The sequence below is a fragment of the Komagataeibacter xylinus genome (assembly GCF_031081985.1).
GTDB classification, from domain to species: Bacteria; Pseudomonadota; Alphaproteobacteria; order Acetobacterales; family Acetobacteraceae; genus Komagataeibacter; species Komagataeibacter xylinus_E.
In genome coordinates, this window is record NZ_JARWSK010000004.1 from 278,356 (window position 1) to 302,013 (window position 23,658).

Annotated in this window: 20 protein-coding genes; 11 read left to right on the forward strand and 9 right to left on the reverse strand. The window is 64.6% G+C overall.

The genetic code is table 11. From position 1 onward, the window contains the following. Positions 1-13: 13 nt before the first annotated feature. Both msrB and upp read left to right on the forward strand, forming a co-directional pair. Entirely contained in the window at positions 14-412 is a 399-nt protein-coding gene (msrB, locus tag QEG70_RS09470; RefSeq protein ID WP_308720428.1) for a peptide-methionine (R)-S-oxide reductase MsrB, read from the forward strand. Between the two features lie 114 nt (positions 413-526). After that, positions 527-1,180, forward strand: a complete 654-nt coding sequence (gene upp / locus QEG70_RS09475) for a uracil phosphoribosyltransferase (protein WP_308720429.1) — start codon at positions 527-529, stop codon at positions 1,178-1,180. 177 nt (positions 1,181-1,357) lie between these two features. Here the strand turns inward: upp and QEG70_RS09480 are convergent, their stop codons facing one another. From QEG70_RS09480 to carA, 4 genes are all read right to left on the reverse strand, one after another. Continuing rightward, entirely contained in the window at positions 1,358-2,554 is a 1,197-nt protein-coding gene (locus QEG70_RS09480; RefSeq protein WP_308720430.1) for a threonine ammonia-lyase, read from the reverse strand. Positions 2,555-2,565: 11 nt separating this feature from the next. Beyond that, a complete protein-coding gene (gene greA, locus QEG70_RS09485; RefSeq protein WP_078524521.1) occupies positions 2,566-3,039 on the reverse strand; it encodes a transcription elongation factor GreA in 474 nt (157 codons plus the stop codon). 134 nt (positions 3,040-3,173) lie between these two features. After that, positions 3,174-6,428 (reverse strand): carbamoyl-phosphate synthase large subunit, encoded by a 3,255-nt coding sequence (carB, locus tag QEG70_RS09490; protein WP_308720431.1) that lies wholly within the window; start codon positions 6,426-6,428, stop codon positions 3,174-3,176. A gap of 13 nt (positions 6,429-6,441) precedes the next feature. After that, positions 6,442-7,839 (reverse strand): glutamine-hydrolyzing carbamoyl-phosphate synthase small subunit, encoded by a 1,398-nt coding sequence (gene carA / locus QEG70_RS09495; RefSeq protein ID WP_308720432.1) that lies wholly within the window; start codon positions 7,837-7,839, stop codon positions 6,442-6,444. A 152-nt stretch (positions 7,840-7,991) separates the two neighbouring features. On the opposite strand from carA, the gene QEG70_RS09500 reads away from it, so the two are divergent. The 9 genes from QEG70_RS09500 to QEG70_RS09540 all read left to right on the forward strand — a co-directional run bounded on the left by QEG70_RS09500 (position 7,992) and on the right by QEG70_RS09540 (position 16,581). Further along, a complete protein-coding gene (locus QEG70_RS09500; RefSeq protein ID WP_159262223.1) occupies positions 7,992-8,450 on the forward strand; it encodes a GatB/YqeY domain-containing protein in 459 nt (152 codons plus the stop codon). Positions 8,451-8,472: 22 nt separating this feature from the next. Further along, the gene (gene dnaG / locus QEG70_RS09505; RefSeq protein ID WP_308720433.1) at positions 8,473-10,266 is read left to right on the forward strand and encodes a DNA primase; all 1,794 of its coding nucleotides are present in this window, start codon (positions 8,473-8,475) and stop codon (positions 10,264-10,266) included. 220 nt (positions 10,267-10,486) lie between these two features. Continuing rightward, complete coding sequence (gene rpoD / locus QEG70_RS09510; RefSeq protein ID WP_308720434.1) at positions 10,487-12,466, forward strand: RNA polymerase sigma factor RpoD; 1,980 nt, start codon at positions 10,487-10,489, stop codon at positions 12,464-12,466. Continuing rightward, positions 12,456-13,058: a GNAT family N-acetyltransferase gene (locus tag QEG70_RS09515; protein ID WP_308720587.1), complete on the forward strand. Its 603-nt coding sequence runs from the start codon at positions 12,456-12,458 to the stop codon at positions 13,056-13,058. The genes rpoD and QEG70_RS09515 overlap by 11 nt, the downstream gene beginning before the upstream one ends. Positions 13,059-13,151: 93 nt before the next feature. Next, positions 13,152-13,706 (forward strand): hypothetical protein, encoded by a 555-nt coding sequence (locus tag QEG70_RS09520; RefSeq protein WP_308720435.1) that lies wholly within the window; start codon positions 13,152-13,154, stop codon positions 13,704-13,706. Positions 13,707-13,865: 159 nt separating this feature from the next. Further along, positions 13,866-14,351, forward strand: coding sequence for a 30S ribosomal protein S6 (rpsF, locus tag QEG70_RS09525; protein ID WP_061271284.1), 486 nt, complete (start codon positions 13,866-13,868; stop codon positions 14,349-14,351). A 6-nt stretch (positions 14,352-14,357) separates the two neighbouring features. Beyond that, positions 14,358-14,633, forward strand: coding sequence for a 30S ribosomal protein S18 (gene rpsR, locus QEG70_RS09530; protein ID WP_061271282.1), 276 nt, complete (start codon positions 14,358-14,360; stop codon positions 14,631-14,633). 13 nt (positions 14,634-14,646) lie between these two features. Continuing rightward, complete coding sequence (rplI, locus tag QEG70_RS09535) at positions 14,647-15,237, forward strand: 50S ribosomal protein L9 (protein ID WP_308720436.1); 591 nt, start codon at positions 14,647-14,649, stop codon at positions 15,235-15,237. A gap of 120 nt (positions 15,238-15,357) precedes the next feature. Next, positions 15,358-16,581: a class I SAM-dependent methyltransferase gene (locus QEG70_RS09540; RefSeq protein ID WP_308720437.1), complete on the forward strand. Its 1,224-nt coding sequence runs from the start codon at positions 15,358-15,360 to the stop codon at positions 16,579-16,581. Positions 16,582-16,650: 69 nt separating this feature from the next. Here the strand turns inward: QEG70_RS09540 and rsmA are convergent, their stop codons facing one another. The 5 genes from rsmA to lptF are packed head-to-tail and all read right to left on the reverse strand — an operon-like array spanning position 16,651 to position 23,569. After that, positions 16,651-17,502 (reverse strand): 16S rRNA (adenine(1518)-N(6)/adenine(1519)-N(6))-dimethyltransferase RsmA, encoded by an 852-nt coding sequence (gene rsmA / locus QEG70_RS09545; RefSeq protein WP_374762581.1) that lies wholly within the window; start codon positions 17,500-17,502, stop codon positions 16,651-16,653. An 8-nt stretch (positions 17,503-17,510) separates the two neighbouring features. Further along, positions 17,511-18,908, reverse strand: a complete 1,398-nt coding sequence (locus QEG70_RS09550) for a peptidylprolyl isomerase (protein ID WP_308720438.1) — start codon at positions 18,906-18,908, stop codon at positions 17,511-17,513. 4 nt (positions 18,909-18,912) lie between these two features. Next, entirely contained in the window at positions 18,913-21,291 is a 2,379-nt protein-coding gene (locus QEG70_RS09555; protein WP_308720439.1) for an LPS-assembly protein LptD, read from the reverse strand. Continuing rightward, a complete protein-coding gene (gene lptG, locus QEG70_RS09560) occupies positions 21,291-22,406 on the reverse strand; it encodes an LPS export ABC transporter permease LptG (RefSeq protein WP_308720440.1) in 1,116 nt (371 codons plus the stop codon). Before lptG ends, QEG70_RS09555 begins: the two co-directional genes overlap by 1 nt. Beyond that, a complete protein-coding gene (lptF, locus tag QEG70_RS09565; protein WP_308720441.1) occupies positions 22,403-23,569 on the reverse strand; it encodes an LPS export ABC transporter permease LptF in 1,167 nt (388 codons plus the stop codon). The genes lptG and lptF overlap by 4 nt, the downstream gene beginning before the upstream one ends. Between the last annotated feature and the right edge of the window lie 89 nt (positions 23,570-23,658).

The following is a 23,658-nucleotide window of genomic DNA, read 5'->3' on the forward strand; positions in this document are numbered from 1 at the left end:
GAAGGAAGCAGCCATGTCTGATCCCGCAAGCAAGGGGGCCTCATGCGGCTGCCTGAGCCCCGAGCAGTTGCGCATATTGCGCGAACACGGCACCGAGCGCCCCGGCTCCAGCCCGCTGAACAACGAAAAGCGTGCCGGTGAATATCGTTGCGCGGGCTGTGGCGCGCCACTGTTCTATTCCGGCACGAAATATGAAAGCGGCAGCGGCTGGCCGTCGTTTTTCGATGCCATTCCCGGCGCGGTGGGCACCACCACCGATACCAGCCACGGCATGACCCGCACGGAGGTGCACTGCGCGCACTGCCACGGGCATCTGGGCCATGTCTTTCCCGACGGGCCGCCGCCCACCGGCCTGCGCTATTGCATGAACGGACTGGCCCTGACATTCGTGCCGCGTGACGGGGCTGCGTGAAGCAGGCCGAAAAAAGTTTCTGGTGAAGCTTTTTTTTAAAACTTCGAAGAACGTCGCCTGTGTGAAAAAAGGCGACACCCGGAAACTTTCATGACTTTAACAGAAGGAAGCAAAATGACCGAGCCTGCCGCCCCGCATGATACGGGTGTTGTTGTTGTCGATCACCCGCTGGTGCAGCACAAACTGACTCTGATGCGCGAACGCCAGACTTCGACCGGGGAATTTCGCAGGCTTGCGCGTGAACTCAGCCTGCTGCTTGGCTATGAGGCGATGCGTGACCTGCCGCTCGAGCCGGTGGAAATCGATACCCCGCTCGAGCGTATGGAGGCCCGGCGGTTGGCGGGCAAGAAGCTGTGCCTTGTTTCCATCCTGCGCGCGGGCAATGGCATTCTTGACGGGCTGCTCGACCTTGTGCCCTCGGCGCGTATTGGCCATGTCGGGCTGTATCGTGACCCCGAAACGCTGGAGCCGGTCGAGTATTACCTCAAGCTGCCCGATGATGTCGGCAACCGCATCTGCCTTGTGGTCGACCCCATGCTGGCCACCGGCCACAGCGCCGTGGCGGCCATTGACCGGCTGAAGCAGGCCGGGTGCAACAGGATGGTGTTCGTGTGCCTGCTCGCCTCGCCCGAAGGGGTAGCCTGCCTGCGCCGCGCGCACCCCGATGTGCGGATCGTGACCTGCGCCATTGATCGTGGGCTGGATGAGCATGGCTATATCCGCCCCGGCCTGGGCGATGCGGGCGACCGGCTGTTCGGCACGAAATAAAACACCACGCGGTTCTGCATGCTGCCCCGCAGACCTGTGATTTTAAGAGACTGTTTGGAAATAACCCATTGATAAAAGTTTTTGGGTGCCGCCTTTTTTCAAAAAGGCGGCGTTTTTCGAAGCTTTTTGAAAAAAGCTTCACCCAAAACTTTTATCTTCTGTTTTTGCGCGCCCGCGTCAGGCCCGCCGCACGATATAGGTCTTGGCCAGTTCGGCCTCGAGTGCGCGGGCATGTTCGGGGTCACGGGCCTCGATCATCACCTCAAGCTCGGCGGCCTGCACGCTTGGCGTGGTGAACAGGCGCTGGTGCGAGACCTCGATGATGTTGCCACCTTCATCGCCAATCTTGCGCGAGATGTCGGCCAGCACGCCGGGGCGGTCGGGTATTTCCATCTTCAGGCACAAAAGCCGCCCGTCGCGCAGCAGCGAGCGCAGCAGGGTATTGGCCAGGATGCGGCTGTCGATGTTGCCGCCCGTAATGGGTAGGGCCACGCGCTTGCCGCGGAACAGTTCGGGGTAGGTCAGCACGGCAGCAAGGGCCGTGGCCCCCGCGCCCTCGCTCACCTGCTTGGCCCCTTCGGCCAGCATGGTAATCGCGGTCTCGATCGCACTTTCGGGCACAACCAGCACGCTTGATACGAGTTCCCGAATGACCTCGAGCGGCTGGCGGCCGATCTGCAGCACCGCAATGCCCTCGGCAATGGTGGCACCACCCGGTGGCATCACCTCATCACCGGGGAAGCCGGAAAGCGAGGAGAAGTTTTCAACCTGCACGCCAATGATGTCCATGCCCGGCTGGAGCGCGCGCCCGGCCACGGCGCAGCCCGAAAGCAGGCCGCCGCCGCCAATGGGGCAGACGAAGGTGTCAAGCGGGCCTGCATCCTCGAACAGTTCGAGTGCAAACGTGCCCTGTCCGGCCATGACCTCGGGGTCGTCATAGGGGTGGACGAATACCCGCCCCTCGCGCTGGCACAGCATGTTGGCATGCGCCGTGGCCTCGGCGAAGTTGTCGCCTTCCAGCACCACGGTCGCCCCCCACGCCGCCGTGCGCGTGACCTTGGCGGCGGGCGTGAAGCGCGGCATGACAATCACCGCGTCAATGCCGAGCAGGGAGGCATGGCGGGCCACGCCCTGCGCATGATTGCCCGCTGATACGGTAATCACGCCGCGCTCGCGCTCACGCGGGGTGAGCAGGGCGAGCTTGTTGGCTGCCCCGCGCTCCTTGAACGAGCCGACCGCCTGCAGGTTATCGAGCTTGAGCACGATATCCGCGCCGGTCGCGCGCGAGAGGGTCTGGCACGGGACGGTGGGCGTGTGGAGTACGCGCCCCTTTATCCGCTTTGCGGCGGCGGTGATGTCTTCAAGCGTGATCACGGGTTTATGGCCTAGCCGTAGGTAACTTCCAGGATTTCGTAGGTCCGGTCGCCGCCGGGGGCGGGCACGGACACGCTGTCGCCCACGCTCTTGCCAATCAGCGACTTGGCCAGCGGGGAAGAAATGGACAGAAGCCCCTGCTTGATGTCGGCCTCGTACACGCCCACGATCTGGTAGGTGGCTTCCTTGTCGGTTTCCTCATCCACCAGCTTTACGCGCGCGCCGAACTTGACCTGATCGCCCGAGAGCGAGGCCGGGTCGATCACCTCGACGGAGGAGACAATTTCCTCAAGTTCCTGGATGCGCCCTTCGGTAAAGGACTGGCGCTCGCGGGCGGCATGGTATTCCGCGTTTTCCGAAAGGTCGCCGTGGCTCCGCGCTTCGGCAATGGCGCGTATGATCGCGGGGCGTTCTTCACTCTTGAGTTTGCGCAGTTCGTCTTCGAGCCGTTCGAGCCCGGGGGCTGTCATCGGAAATTTCTGCAAGGTTTGTCCCCGAGGTGAAGGTCAGTTTCCGCAACTGACGGTTGGTTGCTGTGTCCGGGTGCATTGCCTGTAATACGACGCGGGCAGCCTGCCAGCCCAGGGACCAGCAGACCACCCGCGTTGTGGCGATGCGCTCAGAATGATCCCTTAAAATAGGATTGAAGCGGCGCGACTTCAAGAACCCCCTCGCGCATGGCCGAAATGGCATGCGTCGCGGCCCGTGCTCCCGCAATGGTGGTGTAGTGCGGAATGCCGTGGGTGAGTGCGGAGCGGCGGATGTCAAAGCTGTCGCTCACCGCCTGTGCGCCCTGCGCGGTGTTGATGACCATCTGGATCTCGCCCGAGCGGATGGCATCGACACAGTTGGGGCGGCCTTCGAGCACCTTGTTGATCACGTCCACCGCAACACCGGCTTCACGCAGGTATTTGGCAGTGCCGCGGGTCGCCACGACCCTGAAGCCCATCTCGACCAGCAGGCGGCCGATCGACTTGACGGCGGCCTTGTCGCTGTCGCGCACCGACAGGAACACCGTGCCCGAAAGCGGCAGCTTCACGCCCGCCGCAAGCTGCGACTTGGCGAAGGCGCGCTCGAACGAGGCGTCAAGCCCCATGACCTCACCCGTCGAGCGCATCTCGGGGCCGAGGATCGTGTCCACGTCGGGGAAGCGGTTGAAGGGGAACACCGCCTCCTTCACCGCCACATGCGGGGCCACGGCCCGGTCATCGAGCCGGAACTCGGCCAGCCTGGCACCGGCCATGACGCGCGCGCCGATCTTGGCCACCGGCACGCCGGTCGCCTTGGCCACGAAGGGCACGGTGCGCGAGGCGCGGGGATTGACCTCGAGCACGAAGATCTCCTGCCCCTTGATCGCGTACTGCACGTTCATCAGGCCCACAATGCCCAGTTCACGCGCCATGGCCTCGGTCTGGGCCTTGAGCTCGGTCACGATGGCGGGCGAGAGCGTGTAGGGCGGCAGCGAGCAGGCACTGTCACCCGAATGAATGCCCGCCTCCTCGATGTGTTCCATCACGCCAGCCACATAGACTTCCTTGCCATCGGCAATGCAGTCCACGTCGGCTTCGATCGCGTCATTGAGGTAATGGTCGATCAGCACCGGGCCGTTGGCCACTTCGGCGCCTGCAAGCTGCAGCGCCACGCGCATGTAGCGCTGGAGGCTCGCGCGGTCATGCACGATCTCCATAGCCCGTCCGCCCAGCACGTAGGAGGGGCGGACCACCACCGGGTAGCCGATCTTCTCGGCCACGGCCTCGGCTTCCGCCGGGCTGCGGGCGATGCCATTGGCAGGCTGGCGCAGGCCCAGCTTGTGCAGCATGGTCTGGAAGCGCTCGCGGTCCTCCGCGCGGTCGATCGCATCGGCGGGGGTGCCGAGCAGTGGAATGCCCGCCGCCTCGAGCGCGTGCGACAGCTTGAGCGGGGTCTGCCCGCCATACTGCACGATGCAGCCCAGAACCGTGCCGTTCTCCTGCTCGCGGCGGATCAGGGCGATCACGTCCTCAGCCGTCAGCGGCTCGAAATACAGGCGGTCCGACGTGTCATAGTCGGTAGAGACGGTTTCGGGGTTGCAGTTGACCATGATCGTCTCGAAACCGGCCTCACGCAGGGCGTAGGCGGCATGGACGCAGCAATAGTCGAACTCAATGCCCTGGCCGATGCGGTTCGGCCCGCCACCAAGGATGACGATCTTCTTGCGATCGGTCGGCCTGCTTTCGCATTCCGGCACGCCGTACCCGCCTTCATAGGTGGAATACATATAGGGCGTGGGGGAGGCGAACTCACCGGCACAGGTGTCGATGCGCTTGTACACCGGGGTCACCCCCCGGCCTTCGCGCAGCTTCGCCACTTCCTCGGCCTGCGTGCCCGACAGGCGGGCAAGCTGGATGTCGGAGAAGCCCAGGGCCTTGAGTGCGCGCAGGCTGTCGGCATCCTCGGGCAGGCCGTCACGCACCACCGCGTGCTCGGCGGCCACGATCTTGGCAAGCTCGCGCAGGAACCACGGCTCGAAGCGGCAGGCATCGTGAATGTCTTCCACGCTCAGCCCCGCGCGCAGGGCCTGGGCGGCCATGAGGATGCGCTCGGGGCGCGGCTGCGAAAGCGCGGCGCGGAAGGCATCCGGCCCGCCATCGCCCGGCGCCTCGACCGGGTCCAGACCCGCCAGCCCGATTTCCATCGAGCGCAGGCCCTTCTGCATCGCCTCGGGGAAGGAGCGGCCAATGGCCATCGCCTCGCCGACCGACTTCATGCTGGTCGAGAGCAGGGCAGGCGTGCCGGGGAACTTCTCGAACGTGAAGCGCGGGATCTTGACCACCACGTAGTCGATCGTGGGCTCGAACGAGGCCGGTGTGCTGCCGGTAATGTCGTTGGTCAGTTCATCGAGCGTGTAGCCCACCGCCAGCTTGGCCGCGATCTTGGCAATGGGGAAGCCCGTGGCCTTGGAGGCAAGTGCCGAGGAACGCGACACGCGCGGGTTCATCTCGATCACCACGACGCGGCCATCGACCGGGTTGATGCCGAACTGCACGTTCGAGCCGCCGGTTTCCACCCCGATCTTGCGCAGGCAGGCCAGCGACATGTCGCGCAGACGCTGGTATTCCTTGTCGGTCAGGGTCAGGGCAGGGGCGACGGTGATGGAATCACCGGTATGCACGCCCATCGGGTCGATGTTCTCGATGGAGCAGATGATGATGCAGTTGTCAGCCGTGTCGCGCACGACCTCCATCTCATACTCCTTCCAGCCCAGCACGGATTCCTCGATCAGGACTTCCGTGGTGGGGGAGGCATCAAGCCCGGAGGTGACGATGCGGTCGAACTCCTCCTTGTTGTAGGCAATGCCGCCGCCCGAGCCGCCCATGGTGAAGGAGGGGCGAATGACCGAGGGTAGGCCCACGGTGGCAAGGGCCGCGCGGGCCTCATCAAGCGTATGGGCGATCAGGCTGCGCGGGCTCTCGATGCCGATTTCGTCCATCGCCTCGCGGAATTTCTGGCGGTCCTCGGCGCGGTCGATCACCTCGGCATTGGCACCGATCAGTTCGACATTGTGTTTCTTGAGGAAGCCGGACTTGTCGAGCGCCATGGCGGTGTTGAGCGCCGTCTGCCCGCCCATGGTGGGCAGGACCGCATCGGGCTTTTCACGCAGTATGATGCGCTCGACGAATTCCGGGGTGATGGGCTCGATATAGGTCGCATCCGCCAGCCCCGGATCGGTCATGATCGTGGCGGGGTTGGAGTTGACCAGAATGACGCGGTAGCCCTCTTCCTTCAGGGCCTTGCACGCCTGTGCGCCGGAATAGTCGAATTCGCACGCCTGGCCGATCACGATCGGGCCGGCGCCAATAATCAGGATGGAGCTGATGTCTGTCCGTTTGGGCATGTCGGGTCGGCTTTCACGCGGTCTTGGTTGTGGTGTCGATCAGATCGACAAAACGGCGGAACAGGTAGTGGCTGTCTGACGGGCCGGGGCTGGCCTCGGGGTGGTACTGCACCGAGAACGCCGGGTAGCGGCTGGTGGCGATCCCCTCGTTCGAGCCGTCAAACAGGCTGGTATGGGTGGCGCGCACATCGGCGGGCAGCGACTTGTCATCCACCGCAAAACCATGGTTCTGGCTGGTGATCTCCACCTTGCCGGTTTCAAGGTCTTTCACCGGCTGGTTGGCGCCACGGTGGCCGCGCGCCAGCTTGTAGGTCTTGGCACCGAGTGCGAGGGCCAGGAGCTGGTGGCCAAGGCAGATGCCAAAAAGCGGCTTGCCCGCCTCGAGCACGCCCCTGATGGCGGGCACGGCATAGCTGGCGGTCGCCGCCGGGTCGCCCGGCCCGTTGGACAGGAACACGCCTGCGGGGTCGAGGGCGAGGATTTCCTCGGCGGTCGTGGTGGCGGGCACCACGGTCACGTCACAGCCAGCCGAGGCCAGGCAGCGCAGGATGTTGCGCTTGGCCCCGTAGTCAACGGCTACCACCTTGTGGCGCTTGGCGGGCAGGGGTGCGGTGCCATGCGGCCACTGCCACACGCCCTCGCTCCACGCGTAAGGCTTGGCGCAGGTGACTTCACGCGCAAGGTCCATGCCCTCCAGCCCCGGCCAGGCGCGGGCCTGGGCCTGCAAGGCCGCGATGTCAAACTGGCCATCGGCAGGGTAGGCCACGATGGCCGTCTGCGGGCCGCCCTCGCGGATGCGTCGCGTGATGGCGCGGGTGTCGATGCCGCAGATGCCCGGCACGTTCTGGGCTTTCAGCCACGCATCGAGCGATTCGGTCGCGCGCCAGTTGGCGGGCGCGGTCAGGTCTTCCTTCACCACCAGCGCGCGGGCGTTGATGGTGGTGGCCTCATCATCCTCCGGCGTGGTGCCGGTATTGCCGATATGGGGGAAGGTGAAGGTAATGATCTGGCCTGCGAAGGACGGGTCGGTCAGCGTTTCCTGGTAGCCGGTCATGCCGGTGGAAAAGCAGATCTCGCCCAGCGCGCGCTCCGTGCTGTACGCGCCGAATCCGCACCCCCACAGGATGGTGCCATCGGCCAGGATCAGGGCGGCTGTCGCAGCTTTGGGCCTGTCGGCCGGTGCGATCGGGTTTGACGTGCTCATCGGGGGCTCCGGTCGGTCGGATTCTGTAGCGGGTTGCAGGTCGGACAGTGACAGGCCGGTGGCGCGCAGCACCGTGGTCCAGTGCTTGGGCGGAATGGCGCGGGCCTGCCGCCATTTGCGAATGGCCTCGGTGCTGACGCCAGTCAGCTTCGCGGCCTGTTCGGCCCCGCCAAGGCGTTCGATAATACTTTCTATCGTCATCGGCATTGGATGATGTCCCTTCCGGGAGTATTGCCTAACAGCGTCTCTGGTAATTGGGAAGAAAATTCCCACATACCCTTGCACCGAGACATTGGGAAAATTATTCCCGGCATGCAAGGGGGCATCGTGCCCTCCCGCCGGGCAGAGGAGTTGACAGCATGTCCCTGCGCGCACGTTTCATGGATGACCTGAAAACCGCCATGAAGGCTGGCCAGAGCGAAAAGGTCGGCACCATCCGCATGATTACGGCAAAGCTGAAGGATGTCGATATCGCAGGCCGCGCCAAGGGCGAGGACCAGGTAAGCGATGAGGCGGTGATTTCCATGCTGCGTGGCATGATCAAGTCCCGCACGGAATCGGCGGCGATGTACATCAAGGGCGGTCGCCCCGAACTGGCCGAGAAGGAAGAGGCCGAGATCGCGATCATCCGCGACTACCTGCCGCCTGATCTGGATGACGCCACCATCGAGGCCGCGGTGCGCGAAGCCATCGAGCGCACCGATGCCACCTCCATGAAGGACATGGGCAAGGTCATGGCAGCACTCAAGGAGCAGTTTGGCGCGGCACTGAATCCGGCCAGCGCATCGGCGGTCGTGCGCGCGCGGCTTTCGGCCTGATTGCGCCGGAGTCCGTGTAACGATGGCGCTTGACCCCGCATTCCTTGACGAGCTGCGTGCCCGCACGCCCATCGCCCCCATTATCGGGCGGCGCACCAAGCTGGTGCGCTCGGGGAAGCACTGGAAGGCGTGCTGTCCCTTCCACGGGGAAAAGACGCCATCATTCTACGTCTATGACGACCACTACCACTGCTTTGGCTGCCAGGCGCATGGCGATGTCATTACGTTTGTCATGCAGAGCGAGGGCCGTTCCTTCCCCGAGGCGGTGGAGGAACTGGCCACCGCGGCGGGCATGGACATGCCAAAGCCCGACCCGGTGCAGCGCGAACGTGCCGAGCAGGCCCGCACGCTGGGCGATGTGCTCGAGGCCGTGCAGCAGTCATGGCAGCGCAGGCTGTATGAACCCGAAGGGCGCGAGGGGCTGGCCTATCTCCACGGCCGTGGCCTGACCGATGAGACCATCGCTGGCTTCGGCCTGGGCTGGTCGGGTGCCGGGCGGGGCGAACTGGTGGCCGAAATGGCCAAACTCGACATCACGCCCGCCATGCTGCGTGATGCGGGGGTGATGCGCGCCGATGAAAGTGGCGCCCCCCAGCGTGAACTGTTCTTCAACCGCGTGACCTTTCCCATCCGCGACCGGCGCGGGCGGCTGGTCTCGTTTGGCGGGCGCATTCTGGGCGATGGCCAGCCCAAATACCTCAACGGGCCGGAGACCGCGCTCTTCTCCAAGCGCCGGGTGCTGTTCGGCCTTGACCGCGCGCGCGAGGGCGTGCGCGGCAGCGGGGCAGGGGCGGAACTGCTGGTGGTTGAAGGCTACATGGATGTGATCGCGCTGCACCAGGCGGGCTTTCATGGCGCGGTCGCCCCGCTGGGCACGGCGCTCACCGCCGAGCAGCTCGAGGCGCTGTGGCAGGTCGCCCCCGCCCCCGTGCTGTGCTTCGATGGCGATGGCGCGGGCCAGCGCGCGGCGGTGAAGGCGGCGGAAACCGCGCTGCCGCTGCTCAATGTCGAGCGCACGCTGCGCTTTTGCACCCTGCCCGAAGGCGAAGACCCCGACAGCCTCGTGCGCCGCCATGGCAGCGCCGCCATGGCCGCCATGATCGAGGGCGCGCGCCCGATGGGGCAGGTGCTGTTCGGGCTGATGAGCGAGGGCGTGCGCGATCCCGGCCCCGAGCAGCGCGCGGCCCTGCGGCGCAAGCTTGTGGCAGTGGCGGCCCTCATCCCTGACAAGACGCTGGCCGCCGAATACCGCTCGACCCTGCTCGACAGCTTTTTCCAGACCTTCCGCCGCGATGGGCGCGGCGGCGCGAAACGGGTGCCCGTGGCCACGGCCCCGGTCGCCCCCATGGCCGCCGACCTGCAGCGCCAGTGCATTCTCAGCGCCATCCTGCTCGAACAGCCCCGCGTGCTTGACGCGGTGCAGGACGCCTATTGCAGCCTTGCGCTGCCGCCCGACCTCGCCGCCCTGCGCGAGGAACTGCTCGACCTGTATGACCGCAACGGCGAACTGCCCGATGCGGATGAACTTGCCGCACGGCTGGCCGAAGCGGGCCTTGCCGATGTGCGCCAGCGCGTGGATGCCACCCGCGGGCGGCGGGGCCAGGCTGCCGATGCCGACCTGTTTGACACCGACCCCGTGCAGGAGTGGTGGCATTTCTACGCCCTGCTTGACGTGGAGCGCTTCGCCGCAGAACTGCGCGCCGATACCGAGCGCCTGTGCGCGGGTACGCCTGATGAGGCGGAATGGGACAGCCTGCGCACCCGCCTCATCGCCCTCGATGCCCTGCGTCGCGGTGGTGACGAGGAGGAGGAATGAGGCGGAAAATGGGCCGATTGAATGAAATGGGGCGCGCGTGCCCTTGACTTCGACCATGTTATCGACCACCTGCACCAGACAAATGCAGATGAAAACGGTATGATTGGCCGTATCCTGTCCCGCTGCGCGAAGGGGGCGGGAACAAGGGCGCGGCCCCTGTGCGCGGGCTGGTTTGGGCGCACGCGTGTAAACGGATTTGCTGGGTAGGGATTGATCGGGCATGGCGACAAAGACAGCCACGGGTACGGACACGGCTTCAGGGGATCAGGACAACGATACAACCCTGCTGGACACCCGGTCCGGCGCCGTCAAGAAGCTGATCGCGCGCGGCAAGGAGCGCGGCTACATCACGTTTGACGAACTCAACGCCGTCCTGCCGCAGGATCAGATGTCCTCCGAGCAGATCGAGGATGTGATGGCTGCCCTGTCCGAGATGGGCATGCAGGTGGTCGAGAACGAGGATAACGACGACACCGAGGCCGCCCCCGCCGCTGAAACCAAGAGCGACGACACCGCCGAGGAAGAAACCGAGAGCGAGGAACCCGCCGCCGGTAACGTCGATACCGAAAGCCTTGGCCGCACCGATGACCCGGTGCGCATGTACCTGCGCGAGATGGGCTCGGTCGAGCTGCTCTCGCGTGAGGGCGAGATCGCGATTGCCAAGCGCATCGAGGCGGGCCGCGACGAGATGATCGGCGGCCTGTGCGAAAGCCCACTGACCTTCCGCGCCATCATTTCGTGGCATGAGCGGCTCAAGGCCGGTGAGATGCTGCTGCGCGACATCGTGGACCTCGAGGCCATGCAGGCGGGCGGCAACGACCCTGCCGAGGCCGCCGAGGGCGAGGGCGCCTTTGCCGAGAACGAAGGCAACGAGGCGGAAGAGACCGAGGAAAGCGAGAGCGAAGGCGAGGGTGAGGGCGAAGGTGCCGGCCTGTCGCTTTCCGCGCTGGAGGAAAAACTCAAGCCCGAGATCCTCGAGCAGTTCCAGGAAGTCGAGGCGCTGTACGAGGCGCTGCACAAGGTGCAGGCCGAGCGGCTGGAAAAATTCACCGCGGGTAGCGAAATCTCCGCCGATGAGGAAGCCCGCTACGAGCAGCTGCGCCTGGAGCTGGTGGGCAAGGTGCAGCAGGTTCACCTGCACAATGCCCGCATCGAGGTGCTGGTCGAGCACCTCAAGGAAATCTTCCAGCGCCTCAACGGCCTTGAAGGCCGCATGCTGCGCCTTGCCGAGAGCACCCGCGTCTCGCGTGATGACTTTCTGCTCAAATACCGTGGCCGCGAACTCGATCCGGGCTGGATGGACATGGTGGCGGGGCTGCCTGCCAAGTCGTGGAAGAACTTCCTCGCCAAGCATGCCGAGACGGTCATCCGCCTGCGCAACCAGGTGGCGGAACTGACGCAGGAAACCGGGCTGCCGGTAGGCGAGTTCCGCCGCGTATACGCCACCGTCTCGCGCGGCGAGCGGGATTCGGCGCGCGCCAAGAAGGAAATGATCGAGGCCAACCTGCGTCTCGTGATCTCGATTGCCAAGAAATACACCAATCGCGGCCTGCAGTTCCTTGACCTGATTCAGGAAGGCAATATCGGCCTGATGAAGGCGGTGGACAAATTCGAATACCGCCGTGGCTACAAGTTCTCCACCTACGCCACGTGGTGGATCCGGCAGGCCATCACCCGCTCGATCGCCGATCAGGCGCGCACCATCCGCATTCCCGTGCACATGATCGAGACGATCAACAAGCTCGTGCGCACCTCGCGCCAGATGCTGCATGAGATTGGTCGCGAACCCGCGCCCGAGGAACTGGCCGAGAAGCTGGGCATGCCGCTTGAGAAGGTGCGCAAGGTGCTCAAGATCGCCAAGGAGCCGATCTCGCTCGAAACCCCGATCGGTGATGAGGAAGACAGCCACCTTGGCGACTTCATCGAGGACAAGGCCGCCGTCATCCCGCTTGATGCCGCGATCCAGACCAACCTGCGCGAGGCGACGACGCGGGTGCTGTCCTCGCTCACCCCGCGTGAGGAACGCGTGCTGCGCATGCGCTTTGGCATCGGCATGAACACCGACCATACGCTTGAGGAAGTGGGCCAGCAGTTCAACGTGACGCGCGAGCGTATCCGCCAGATCGAGGCCAAGGCGCTGCGCAAGCTCAAGCACCCGAGCCGAAGCCGCAAGCTGCGCTCGTTCCTTGATGATAACTGAGGTTCCATGTGCCCCCGGCCGCGACGCGCCGGAGGGGGGCGGAACACGGATCGGGGTGGATGTGACGTTCCTGTGCATGGACCGTCCGCCACCCGGAATCCCCCCGGCGCTGCCGCCGGGCTACAGCATTCACCAGACCTTCCGCCCCGGCGTGGCCTGGTACCGCGCCCTGTATGATGCGGTCGGGCAGGATTATTGCTGGTGGCTGCGCCGCGTCATGCCTGATGCCCAGCTTGCCCGCCTGCTCTGTGGCCCCGGCATTGCCGTGCATGTGCTCTATGATGGCAGCGAGCCTGCCGGTTTCTGCGAACTCGACAGCCGCTACGCGCCGGACGTGAACATCGCCTATTTCGGCCTGTTGCCCGCATGGATCGGGCGTGGGGTGGGGCAGGCATTCCTGCACAACATGGTGGCGCGGGCCTGGGGGCTGCGGCCAGCCGTGCTCCGGGTCAATACCTGCTCGGCCGATCATCCGCGCGCCCTGCCCAATTACCTGCGGGCAGGGTTTCGCAAGGTGCGCACCCTGCATGAGGTCTGGACCATTCCGCATGCGCTCGGCCTTGTGCCGCCCGCACGGCTGCGGCTGGCCTGAATGCAGGCATGCGCATAAAAATAGTATTCCAGATATTGTTATAACACGAAATCGTTACCATTTCTTTCCTGTCCCATAATTGGAGAGAGGGAAATGGAGTTCGACGTATCCTACTACAAATTCCACGGCGTTGATCGGGCTGCCCTGATCGATGCGCTTGGCCTGCGTGACACCGGCACGCCGGACCCGGGTGGTGAGGCGCCTTATGCCATAGCCGACCTGCCCAACGGGTGGTTTGTCATCCGCGTTGATAACGATAGCGGGCTTCTGGCCGATTATGACCGCAAGACCCTGGTGCGCGAGGGCAGGCTGGTAACGTGTGATGTGGGGAGCGTCGACCCCGTCAGTCAGGCCCAGGGCTATGAGGCGGGCGAGGAATGCTGGAGCGTGGTGCATGACGGGCGCGGCGGGGAAATGCTCGCGCTCGAGATACGCGGCGAGGCCCCGCCCGCCGTGCCCATGCTGCACAAGGAGGCCTTTGCCGCCACCCGCGCCCTGATGGCGAAGGGCGAGACCCGTGCCCCCGGCCCGATGCTTGACGTGCCGCTTGCGGTGGTCAAGTCGGTCACGGGGTTCCGCCATGACGAGCCGCAGCTTGTCTCGCCCGAGCCCGTCTTTACGTGGCTGGCGCCAAAAGATCCGAAGTAAACCGTACTTTTTCCTTGTGCAGGGACGGGGTTTGTGTTTCAACCCGCTCCTTCCCTGCCGGGTGCGTGGCATCGCCCCCGGCTATACCCGTGCCCTATGGGCAACATGGCGGACCGTGTCCGTCCATGCGGGGGTTGAAGTGATCCGAAGGGAGTTCCAATGCCGTTGTATGAAACCGTGCTGATTGCACGTAATGACGTGTCGCAGCAGCAGGTCGAAGCCATTGCTGATGGCATCGCCACCTATCTGGAAGCCGAATCCGGCTCCATCAAGAAGCGCGAATACTGGGGCCTGCGCACGCTGGCTTACCGTATCAAGAAGAACCGCAAGGGCCATTACATGCTCCTCGGCCTTGATGCGCCTTCTGCCGCGGTCAAGGAAATCGAGCGCCAGCTCGGCCTGAACGAAGATATCCTGCGCGTCCTGACCCTGCGCATCGACGAGATCGACGAGGCTCCCTCGGTCATCCTGTCGCGCAAGGGTGACGAGCGTGAGCGTGGCTTCCGTGGGCCCAAGCCCACCGGCCGTTTCGAGAGCGGTCGTGGCACGCGCCGCAATTTCGATGACCGCGAGGAGTTCCGCGCCCGTAACGAGCGTGAAGAACAGCAGCGCGCCAACGCCACTGCCAGCGCCGAAGCGGAGTAAGAGCTGATGTCTGAAACCACCGAGATCAACCCCGCCGCCCGCCGCGTTGCGGTTGGTGCGCGCCGTCCGTTCTACCGTCGCCGCAAGTCCTGCCCGTTCTCCGGCCCCAACGCGCCGAAGATCGACTACAAGGACGTGCGCCTGCTGAGCCGCTTCCTGTCCGAGCGTGGCAAGATCGTTCCCAGCCGCATCACGGCAGTCTCCGCCAAGAAGCAGCGTGAACTGGCCCAGGCCATCAAGCGTGCGCGTTTCCTGGCTTTGCTGCCCTACATTGTAAGCTGAGGGAGGCAGAATCATGTCCGCAGTAGAACTCATCCTGCTCCAGCGCGTCGAGAAGCTGGGCCAGATGGGCGAGATCGTCACGGTGAAGCCGGGTTATGCCCGTAACTTCCTGCTGCCCCAGGGCAAGGCGATCCGCGCCAACGCACATAACCGCGAGCGCTTCGAGCGTGAGCGCGTGCAGCTTGAGGCCCAGAACCTCAAGAACCGCGAGGAGGCCGAGCGCCTTTCCGAGCGCATGCACGGCCTGTCGGTCATCCTGATCCGCCAGGCAGGTGACAGCGGCAGCCTGTACGGTTCGGTCACGACCCGCGACATCGCTGAAGCGGCGACCAAGGCCGGCCTGAGCATCACCCGCAACCAGGTGATCCTGCCCGAGCCGATCAAGCAGCTTGGCCTGTATGACGTCAGCGTCGCCCTGCACCCGGAAGTGTCCATGCAGGTGACCGTGAACGTTGCCCGCTCTGAGGAAGAAGCAGAGCGTCAGGCCCGTGGCGAGGAAATCGGCGTTGATATCGACGACGAACCCACACTGGCTGATGAAGGCGTGGTAACTGAGGGCGAAGTTTCGGAAGAGACCGCCATCGAGGAAACCCCGGCTGTCTGACTGACCTGACCCATCACCCGCTTCGCGGGTGGCTGGAATGGTTGTGAAAGCCCGGAAGAGGCAACTCTTCCGGGCTTTTGCCGTTCGGGTTGCAGCAAAAGGCATGCGGGGAGAAGACCGATGGCGCCTGTACTGCTGGACCGGGCGTTCGCCCATTTCATTACATCAGGCCGGCTCGAGGTCTATTACCCTGACGGTGACCGGCGCAGCTACGTGGGCAGGCCCGGCCCGCAAGCCGCCATGCGCCTTGCTGATACGGCTACCGCGCGTGCCCTGCTGCTCGACCCCGCGCTGAAGGTGGGCGAGGCCTATATGGCGGGCACGCTGCACCCCGTGGACTGCACGCTGTATGAACTGATGCATGTGCTCATGCGCAACGTGATGGAGCGCAGCCCGGCGGGCGAGCGCGTGTTTTCCACCCTGCGCTACATGGCGCGGTCGTGGCTGCAAGATAACACCCGGGGACGCGCCCGGCGCAATGTCGCCCATCATTATGACCTCGACAGCACGCTTTACCGGCATTTCCTTGATGAGGACATGCAGTATTCCTGCGGCTACTTCCCCACCGGGCACGAAACGCTGGCCGAGGCGCAGGCCGCCAAGAAGCATCATCTTGCCGCCAAGCTGCACCTGCACCGCCCCGGCATGAGCGTGCTGGATGTGGGCTGTGGCTGGGGCGGGCTGGGGCTGACGCTGGCGCGTGATTACGGCGCTTATGTCACGGGCATCACGCTCTCGCGCGAGCAGTTACACATTGCCCGGGGCCGGGCGCATGCTGCCGGGCTGGAGGGCAGGGTGCGCTTCGAGCTGCTCGATTACCGCGCTGTTGCCCGGCAGTATGACCGGATCATTTCAGTCGGCATGTTCGAGCATGTGGGGGTGGCGCATTACCGTGCCTTCTTTGCCACCATGCGCCGCGTGCTCCGGCCCGATGGCGTGATGGTGCTGCACGCCATCGGCCGCAGGGAAGGGCCGGGCGTGACCAATCCGTGGATTGACCGCTACATCTTTCCCGGTGGCTATTCCCCTGCCGTGAGCGAGGTGGTGGGGGCGGTTGAGCATGCCGGGCTGTGGCTGGCTGATTGCGAGATCTGGCGCCTGCATTACGCCCGCACCATCGCGCACTGGCGCAGCCGCTTCAATGCGCGGCGCGCGCAGATCGCCCGGCTGTATGACGAGCGTTTCTGCCGCATGTTCGAGTTCTATCTGGTGGTGTCGGAACTGGCGTTTCGCGTGCAGGGGCACATGAACTTCCAGCTTACGCTCTCGCGTGAAATCGATGCCCTGCCACTGGCGCGTGATTACATGATGGCGCGGGGGCAGCGGGTGGAAAGTGCCGCGTAAGCCGCAACAGGATAAAAGTTCGTGGATGCTGCTTTTTTGAAAAAAGCTTCACCAAAAACTTTTATCTCTTCAGGTTACGGTGGCGCTGCGGCGGGCATGCAGGCGGGCAAGGCGGTCGAAATCCGCGATCTCGAGCGTTTCCGCCCGGCGGCTGCCCTCAATTCCCGCCTCGGCCAGAAGCGCTTCGCCGCCGATGGATTTCAGCGACCCGCGCAGCATCTTGCGCCGCTGCCCGAAGGCTGCGGCCGTAACCTGCTCCATGGCGCGGAACAGGGCGGCATCGGGCTGCTCGGCATGCGGGATCAGCCCCACCACGGCGGAGTGGACCTTGGGCGGCGGCGAGAACGCGCCGGGGGGAATATGCATCATGACCCCGCAGCGGCATGTCCACTGCGCCAGCACGCCCAGCCGGCCATAATGGTCGGAGCCGGGGGCGGCGCAGATGCGTTCGGCCACTTCCTGCTGGAACATGAGCGTCAGCCGCGACCACGCGTTTGCCTGCCGCAGCCAGCCCACCAGCAGCGGCGTGCCTACATTGTAGGGCAGGTTGGCAATGATCTGGCGCGGGGCGGGGCACAGGGTTGCAAGATCCTGGCGCATGGCGTCCGCCTCGATGATCTGCAACCGCTCCGGCGCATGTGCCGCAAGCTCGGTAATGACCGCCACCGCGCGTGGATCGACCTCGACGGCGATGATGCTGGCCGCCTCCGTGTCAAGCAGCGCGCGGGTCAGGCCGCCGGGGCCGGGGCCGACCTCGACCACATGCTGCCCTGCAAGGTCGCCCGCCAGGGCCGCGATCCGCGCCGTAATGCCCGGATCAAGCAGGAAGTGCTGCCCAAGCGCCTTGCGTGCATCCAGCCCATGCCGCGCAATGGTGTCGCGCAGCGGCTCAAGCCCGTGGGGGCGTTGTGGCATGGTCATGACGGCACTCAGGTCTTGGAGCGCATGTCGATGATCGCGCGGCGCTGCAGGTCGCGGTTGAGCTGGCGCGAGGTCTGCTCCACGCGCTCGCTCAGCAGGTGGTCGGCAATCTGGCTGGGTGTCTGGATGGCGATGTTGCGCTCTTCACGCGAGCAGACCATCAGCACCAGAATGCCATCTACCGAAACCAGCGGATGGCTGGGCTTGCCGGGCGGGAGTGGCTCAAGTACTTCGCGCATCTGCGGGTTGAGGTGGTTCAGCATCAGCTCGCCGGGGTCAGCGGGGTGCTTTTCACCGTTTTTCTTGTTCTGCGCTTCCACCTGGTCGCAGTTCTTGGCAGTGGTGGAAAAGGCATTGGCGGCATCGAGCGTCTGCTTTTGCTGGTCCGTCGGGTTCTCGGGGTCAAGCGGCGCATCGAAGGGGAAGAAGGCCTGCCGGATGGCCAGCACGGTCACCATCTGGTGGCCCACCGTGCGGCGCTCGGCAATGGTGGCGATCACGTAACCACCCGCCACCCGGATGGGGTTGGAAATCGCGCCATCGGGCATCTGGCGGGCCACGGTCACCACCTGCGGGTCAAGCCCGTCTTCCTGCGTCCAGCCCATCATGCCGCCATCAAGCGCGCTCTGCCCCTGCGAGAACTGCGCCGCGACAATGGGGAAGGGCGCGCCCTCGCGCAGTTCCTGAATGATGGTTTCGGTGAATTTCAGCTCGCCTTCGGGGTGGCGCTGATCCTCGACGGGAATGAAGATCTCGCTGATCATGTATTCCGGCTTGCCGTCCTCGCGCTTGAGCGCTGCCATGCGCTGCTCGATCTCGGCTGCGGTGATGCGCCCGTGTTCCGCCGTTTCCTGCCGCAGCACCTGCGACCAGCCAAGCTGCACGCGGATCTGGTCGATCAGCGTGGTGAGCGACACGCCATCTTCCGCCAGCTTGTTGCGCAGCGCGTTCTCGGGCATGCCATTGCGCTGCTCGATGCCCGAAATGGCCCCCGCAATCTGCTGGATGGGCACGTTGATGTGGCGATCAAGCATTTCCTGCATGCGCAGTTTTTCATCGATCAACTGGCGCACGATCTGCGGGCGCAGGCGCTGCATCACGTCATCGCTCACATCCAGCCCCGAGGAGAGCGCAAAAAGCCGTCCCCGCGTGTCGATGTCGCGCTTGGTCAGCACCGCGCCATTGACGGTGGCGACAATGGAGTCCTGATCTTCCGCCGCCTGGGCCTGCTGGGCAATGGCATGGGCGCTGCGGGCACTGGCCACGGGCTGGTGCCCCACCAGCGCCACGCAGGCCAGCAGGGCCGTAGCCAGCATGCGGCGCGGGCCACGGCTGCACGGTGCGGGGGGGAAGGCTGTGCCAAGGGGGGCAGGGAAGAGGAACATCCGGCTCGGTCTTTCGCGCATCAGGTCAGCCATTTATACCAAACGTGCCGATGGTTTTGAACGTAAGGGAGAACATTACGGTCGAATTGCTCTGTTGGCCACCAATCGTGGTGTACTGCTTGAGATACATGACATCGAGCCCGAAGCAGTCATTCTGGTAGCCCGCATCGCCACCCACCGCCACGCTTTCCTTGCGCGACAGGCTGCGGCGCAGATAGGCGGCGATGTGCCAGTTATCCCAGTTGGAGGCGGCGCCAAGAGTCAGTTCGCTGACCGGCTTGTAGTAAATGGCCGGGGGCGTCGAGGCGTATGAGCGCTGGGCGTAATAGTAATACGGTGTCACCGGCTCGAACAGGTAGCCGCCCGTTACGCGGAAATGGCGGAACCCCGCGCTGCCCAGCGCATCGCCAAAATCCACCTTGCCCGCATAGGGGTCGAGCCGCATCTTGCCGTCAAAATCGAAATACTGGTTGGGCACCATGTGCGTGCCCATCACCACATCCGACAGGTGATGGTTCAGCCCCGAATAGGGGATGCGGTTGTGGTCGATATGCTCCTGGAAGCTCTCGCCGATCAGCACGTCGATCTGGTGGCCGTTCCATGTCCAGTTATTGTGCAGCCCCACATTGGCGCGCAGGCCGCCATCAAGCCGGTCGGTGCCCGCGTAGCGGTTGATGGCGAACAGCGTGGAATCGGTGAACTCATAGGTCAGGCTGTCCTCGTTGGGGATGTTGCGCGAGGTGCTGTTGCCGGTGTTGGGGGCGGCGATGAACTGCACGATCGGCTCGAGGATCTGGGTGCCGGTATTGTGGTTGAAGCTGCGGAGGAAAGGCCAGTTCATTTTCAGCGCAACCGTGGGTTCCACCTGGCCTTGCACCTGCGTGCGCGCGGTGCGGCCGAAATTGGGCTGGGCGTTGAGGTCGGTCGCGCGATGGACGGCGGATTCGACATGCAGCGTCAGGTTCCAGATCTGCCCCAGCGAGTTATGGAAGGGGCGGTCCCAGTTGAGCGAGAGCTGGCCGCGCTGGTCGGATGTGCCATTCTGGCGATAGACATAGAAATCCGTCGTATCGAGCGCAAAACGGCCGCCCAGCGCATCGGGCTGGCCAAAATAGCTGTAGGTGTAGCGCGGAAGGACCCATGGCAGGTCCTTGTTGTTGATGATGCCCTGGTTCATGCCCTGATAGCCCTCGGCATCGATGCGCGAATACGAGCCCGTGCCAAAGCCTTCAAGGTAGAGGTTGGAATTGAGCGTGTCCTGACCATAACCACTGACACGGTAGTCACGCATGTAGTTGGGCGAACTGGCCCACTGGATATTGCCGCCCGCGCGCCAGGTCTTGTTGATGTTCACCTGCCCGCTGGCCGAGATATAGCCCTGTATGCCGTGGTTGTTCGAGCTGTCCACCGTATCGCCAAATGTATTGACGTATGTGCTGTCGTGGTGGGTGTCATAGGCGATGTTGCCATTGACGAAGAGGCGCGCGGCCTTGAAATACCGGCGGAAACTCATCATGAGTTCCGGCCCGGTGCGCGTGGCGAACAGCCCGGTTGCCGTCAGGTCCGAGAAGCGGTCGATCACCCAGTAATACGGGATGGTGACATAGGTGCCCAGGTAGCGGTCATGCGGGGTGAAGCCGGGGGTGAGGAACCCGCTCTGCCGCCGCACGGACGGGTCGGTCATGGAGAAGGCGGGCAGGTAGAAAACCGGCACGCCAAAGAAATCGAAGAACACATCGCGGAATTCCAGCCGCTTGTGCTGCAGGTCATGTGTCGCGTCAAAGGAGCGGAACTGCCAGAACGGCGCGCGCTCGGGGTGGCGGGCGCAGATCTCGCAGGCGGTATAGACCACGCGCGTGAGGTCATTGACCTTGCTGTTTGTGCGCCGCAGGCCGTTGGCGGCAAGGCGGGCGTTGTCATACATCTGGGCGTACATGCGCGTCATGATGCCATCGCGCATGCCGTTGCTCAGCTCGGCATATTCGGTAAACAGCACGGTGCCGTCAGGCTCGACAAGGGCCACGTTGCCCCGCGCCGCGGCAACGCCGGTGTTGCGGTCGTATACGACCCTGTCGGCGCGCATGATCTGGTCATTCTGCCATAACTGCACGTTGCCGGTCCATGTGGCGATGCCGTTCTTGCTGTCATAGGCCACATGGTCGGCCTGGAAAGTCATCGGGTCGGTATTCGAGACCGTGCCGGTAAACGAGGCCGGGGCTTCAGGCTGGCTTTTGGGGGCATGGATGGGCATGGCGCGCACCGGCGAGTCCGCCCGCGCATCCGTTGCTGACATGAGTCCGCCCAGCATGGTGGCCGCAAGCAGCAGCCCGCGCGAAAACCGCCGCATGGCGGCGGGGGGCCGTAGCAGTGACGGCGCGCGCGTGGAAGGGACGGGACGGGACATTAACCGTCCTCTAGATGAAGAAGTAGCGTGACTGCAAGACAAAGCCCGGCCACGGTGGGCGCCCATGCGGCCAGAAGCGGTGGCAGGGTGCCCGTTTCACCAAACTGCGCCGCGATCTTGGAGATGGCGAACAGCGCGAAACCGGCGGCCACGCCAAAGCTGATCATGCGCACCACGCCGCCGCGCCGCGCGGGCCGCATGGAAAAACCGGCGGCCACCAGCGCCATGGTGCCCGACAGCACCGGCAGCGTGAGCAGGGTCTGGAAATGCAGCCGGTGGCGGATGGTGGAAAAGCCCGAGCGCTTGAGCTGGCGTATAAAGCCCGGCAGCGCCCAGACCGACAGCGTATCGGGCGAGGCGAAGCTCTCCTCCACCCCGGCCAGGGTCAGGTCGGCGGGGAGCGTGATCTCGCCCATTGCCTCGGGCAGTTCGTCGGGGCGGAGCAGGCGGGCCGTGGTCAGGATCCACCGCCCCTTGCCCAGGTAGCCGTTCTCGGCCTCGATGCGGGTGATCAGGTCATCATCGGGCCCCATGCGGAAGACGGTGATCCCCCCCACATGCAGCATGCCGCCACTGAGCCTGACCCGGCGGGCATGGATGATGGCCGTGCCGTGGCTGACCAGCCCGTTATCGCTCTGGCGCAGCCACAGCGTGCCGCCGGTCATGTTGAGCGACTTGCCGTTATTGTCGCGCAGGTACTGCCGGTCGAGCACTTCCGCGCGGCGATACATGACGGAGGAAAGGGGCGATATGGCGGTCGTGGCCACCGTGCCGATCAGCACGGCGCAGATGACCGGACCCGCCAGGAACTGCCATGCCGAGATGCCCGCCGCCCGCGCCACCACCAGCTCCGATGTGCGGGCAAGCCGCCAGAAGCAGATGATGCCGCCCAGCAGCACGCCAAAGGGCAGGATCTCGAGGCAGGCGAAGGGAATGTGCAGGAACGCGATCTCGCTGACCAGCGATGTCGGCACGTTGGGGCGCGTCGAGACCCGGCGCAGCAGGTCGATGAAGTCGAACATCGTGATCAGCCCGGTCAGGAAGGCGATCACGGCCAGCGTGGCATAGGTGAACTGCCGCGCGATGTAGAGCGAGAGCGTAAAGGCCATGTTCATGGGCGGGGCCTGCCCGCCGGGGCGGGCGTTTCACGCTCGGCGTGGATTTCGGGCCAGAACAGGATCGCCGCACAGATCAGGCCGGGGGTGAGTGTGCAGATCCACATCAGCGGCATGAGCTGCAGGTTGCGCGAGGCAAGGTTTTGCACCGCGAGCGTGAGCGCCTGCACGGCCACCACGCCCAGTATGGCCAGCACCGGGCGGATGATGCTGGCTTGGCGGGAATAATTGCCCCCCATCGCGCCAAGCAGCCCGATCATGGCGAACGAGAAGGCGCAGAACGGCGTGCTGAGCCTGCGCCATGCCTCGATGACCATCTTGCTCTCATCTCGGCGCGAATAGACGTGCATGTCCGGGTGCAGCAGCTGGGCTATGGGCAGTTCATTGGCGTCGGGCTGGCGGGTGTGGCTGCCGTGCGGGCTGGACAGGTCGATGGTGTTGCGCGCGAAGGTGAGCACGTTGAGCCGGCCGGTATGGGCATCGATTTCCTGCCGTGAGCCGTTGAACAGCACCACGCGCGGCTGGTCGCCCACGATCACGAGGTTGCCTTCCTCGGCCAGGATGGTGGCCTCGGCACCCGGCGTGCGGTCATCTTCCACCATGATGCCATGCAGCGTGCCGTCCTTGTCGCGCGCGCGGATATACACCGTCATGCTGTCCGATACCTGCGTGAACACCCCATCCTGGATCAGGAAGGCGGCCATGCGGTTGCGGATCTGGAACTCGTACTGCCTGAAGGCATGGTAAGAGACCGGCACCACCCATACGTTGAGCAGCAGGCACGCGCCCGTGGCAATGGCCGCGCACATCAGCCCCGGCCGTGCCATCATGAACGGCGAGAGGCCGGCCGCCTGCATCACGGTCAGTTCGCGGTCGGTGCCGAAGCGCTGGTAGATGAACTGCACCACGACAAAGGTGGTGATGGGCAGGATCACCGCCACGAAGGACGGGATGAGCAGGCTGGTCAGTTCAATGAACACGCGCAGCGACAGCCCGCGCCCCACCACCAGCGAGACGAAATGCAGCGACTGGGTCAGCCAGATCAGTGTTGCCAGCGCGCCCGTGCTCGCTGCCAGCGCCAGCAGGAGCTGGCGCAGCATGTAACGATCCAGAATCGACAGGCGCGGCGCAAGGCGGTCGGGACCAGGGCGGAGGGCGGGCATGCCCCTGTCTACCCCTGTTCCCGCCGGGGCAAAAGGGGTGAACCCCGCCCGGATGAGGGGGTGGTACAGTCTGTTACGCGCGACAAGGC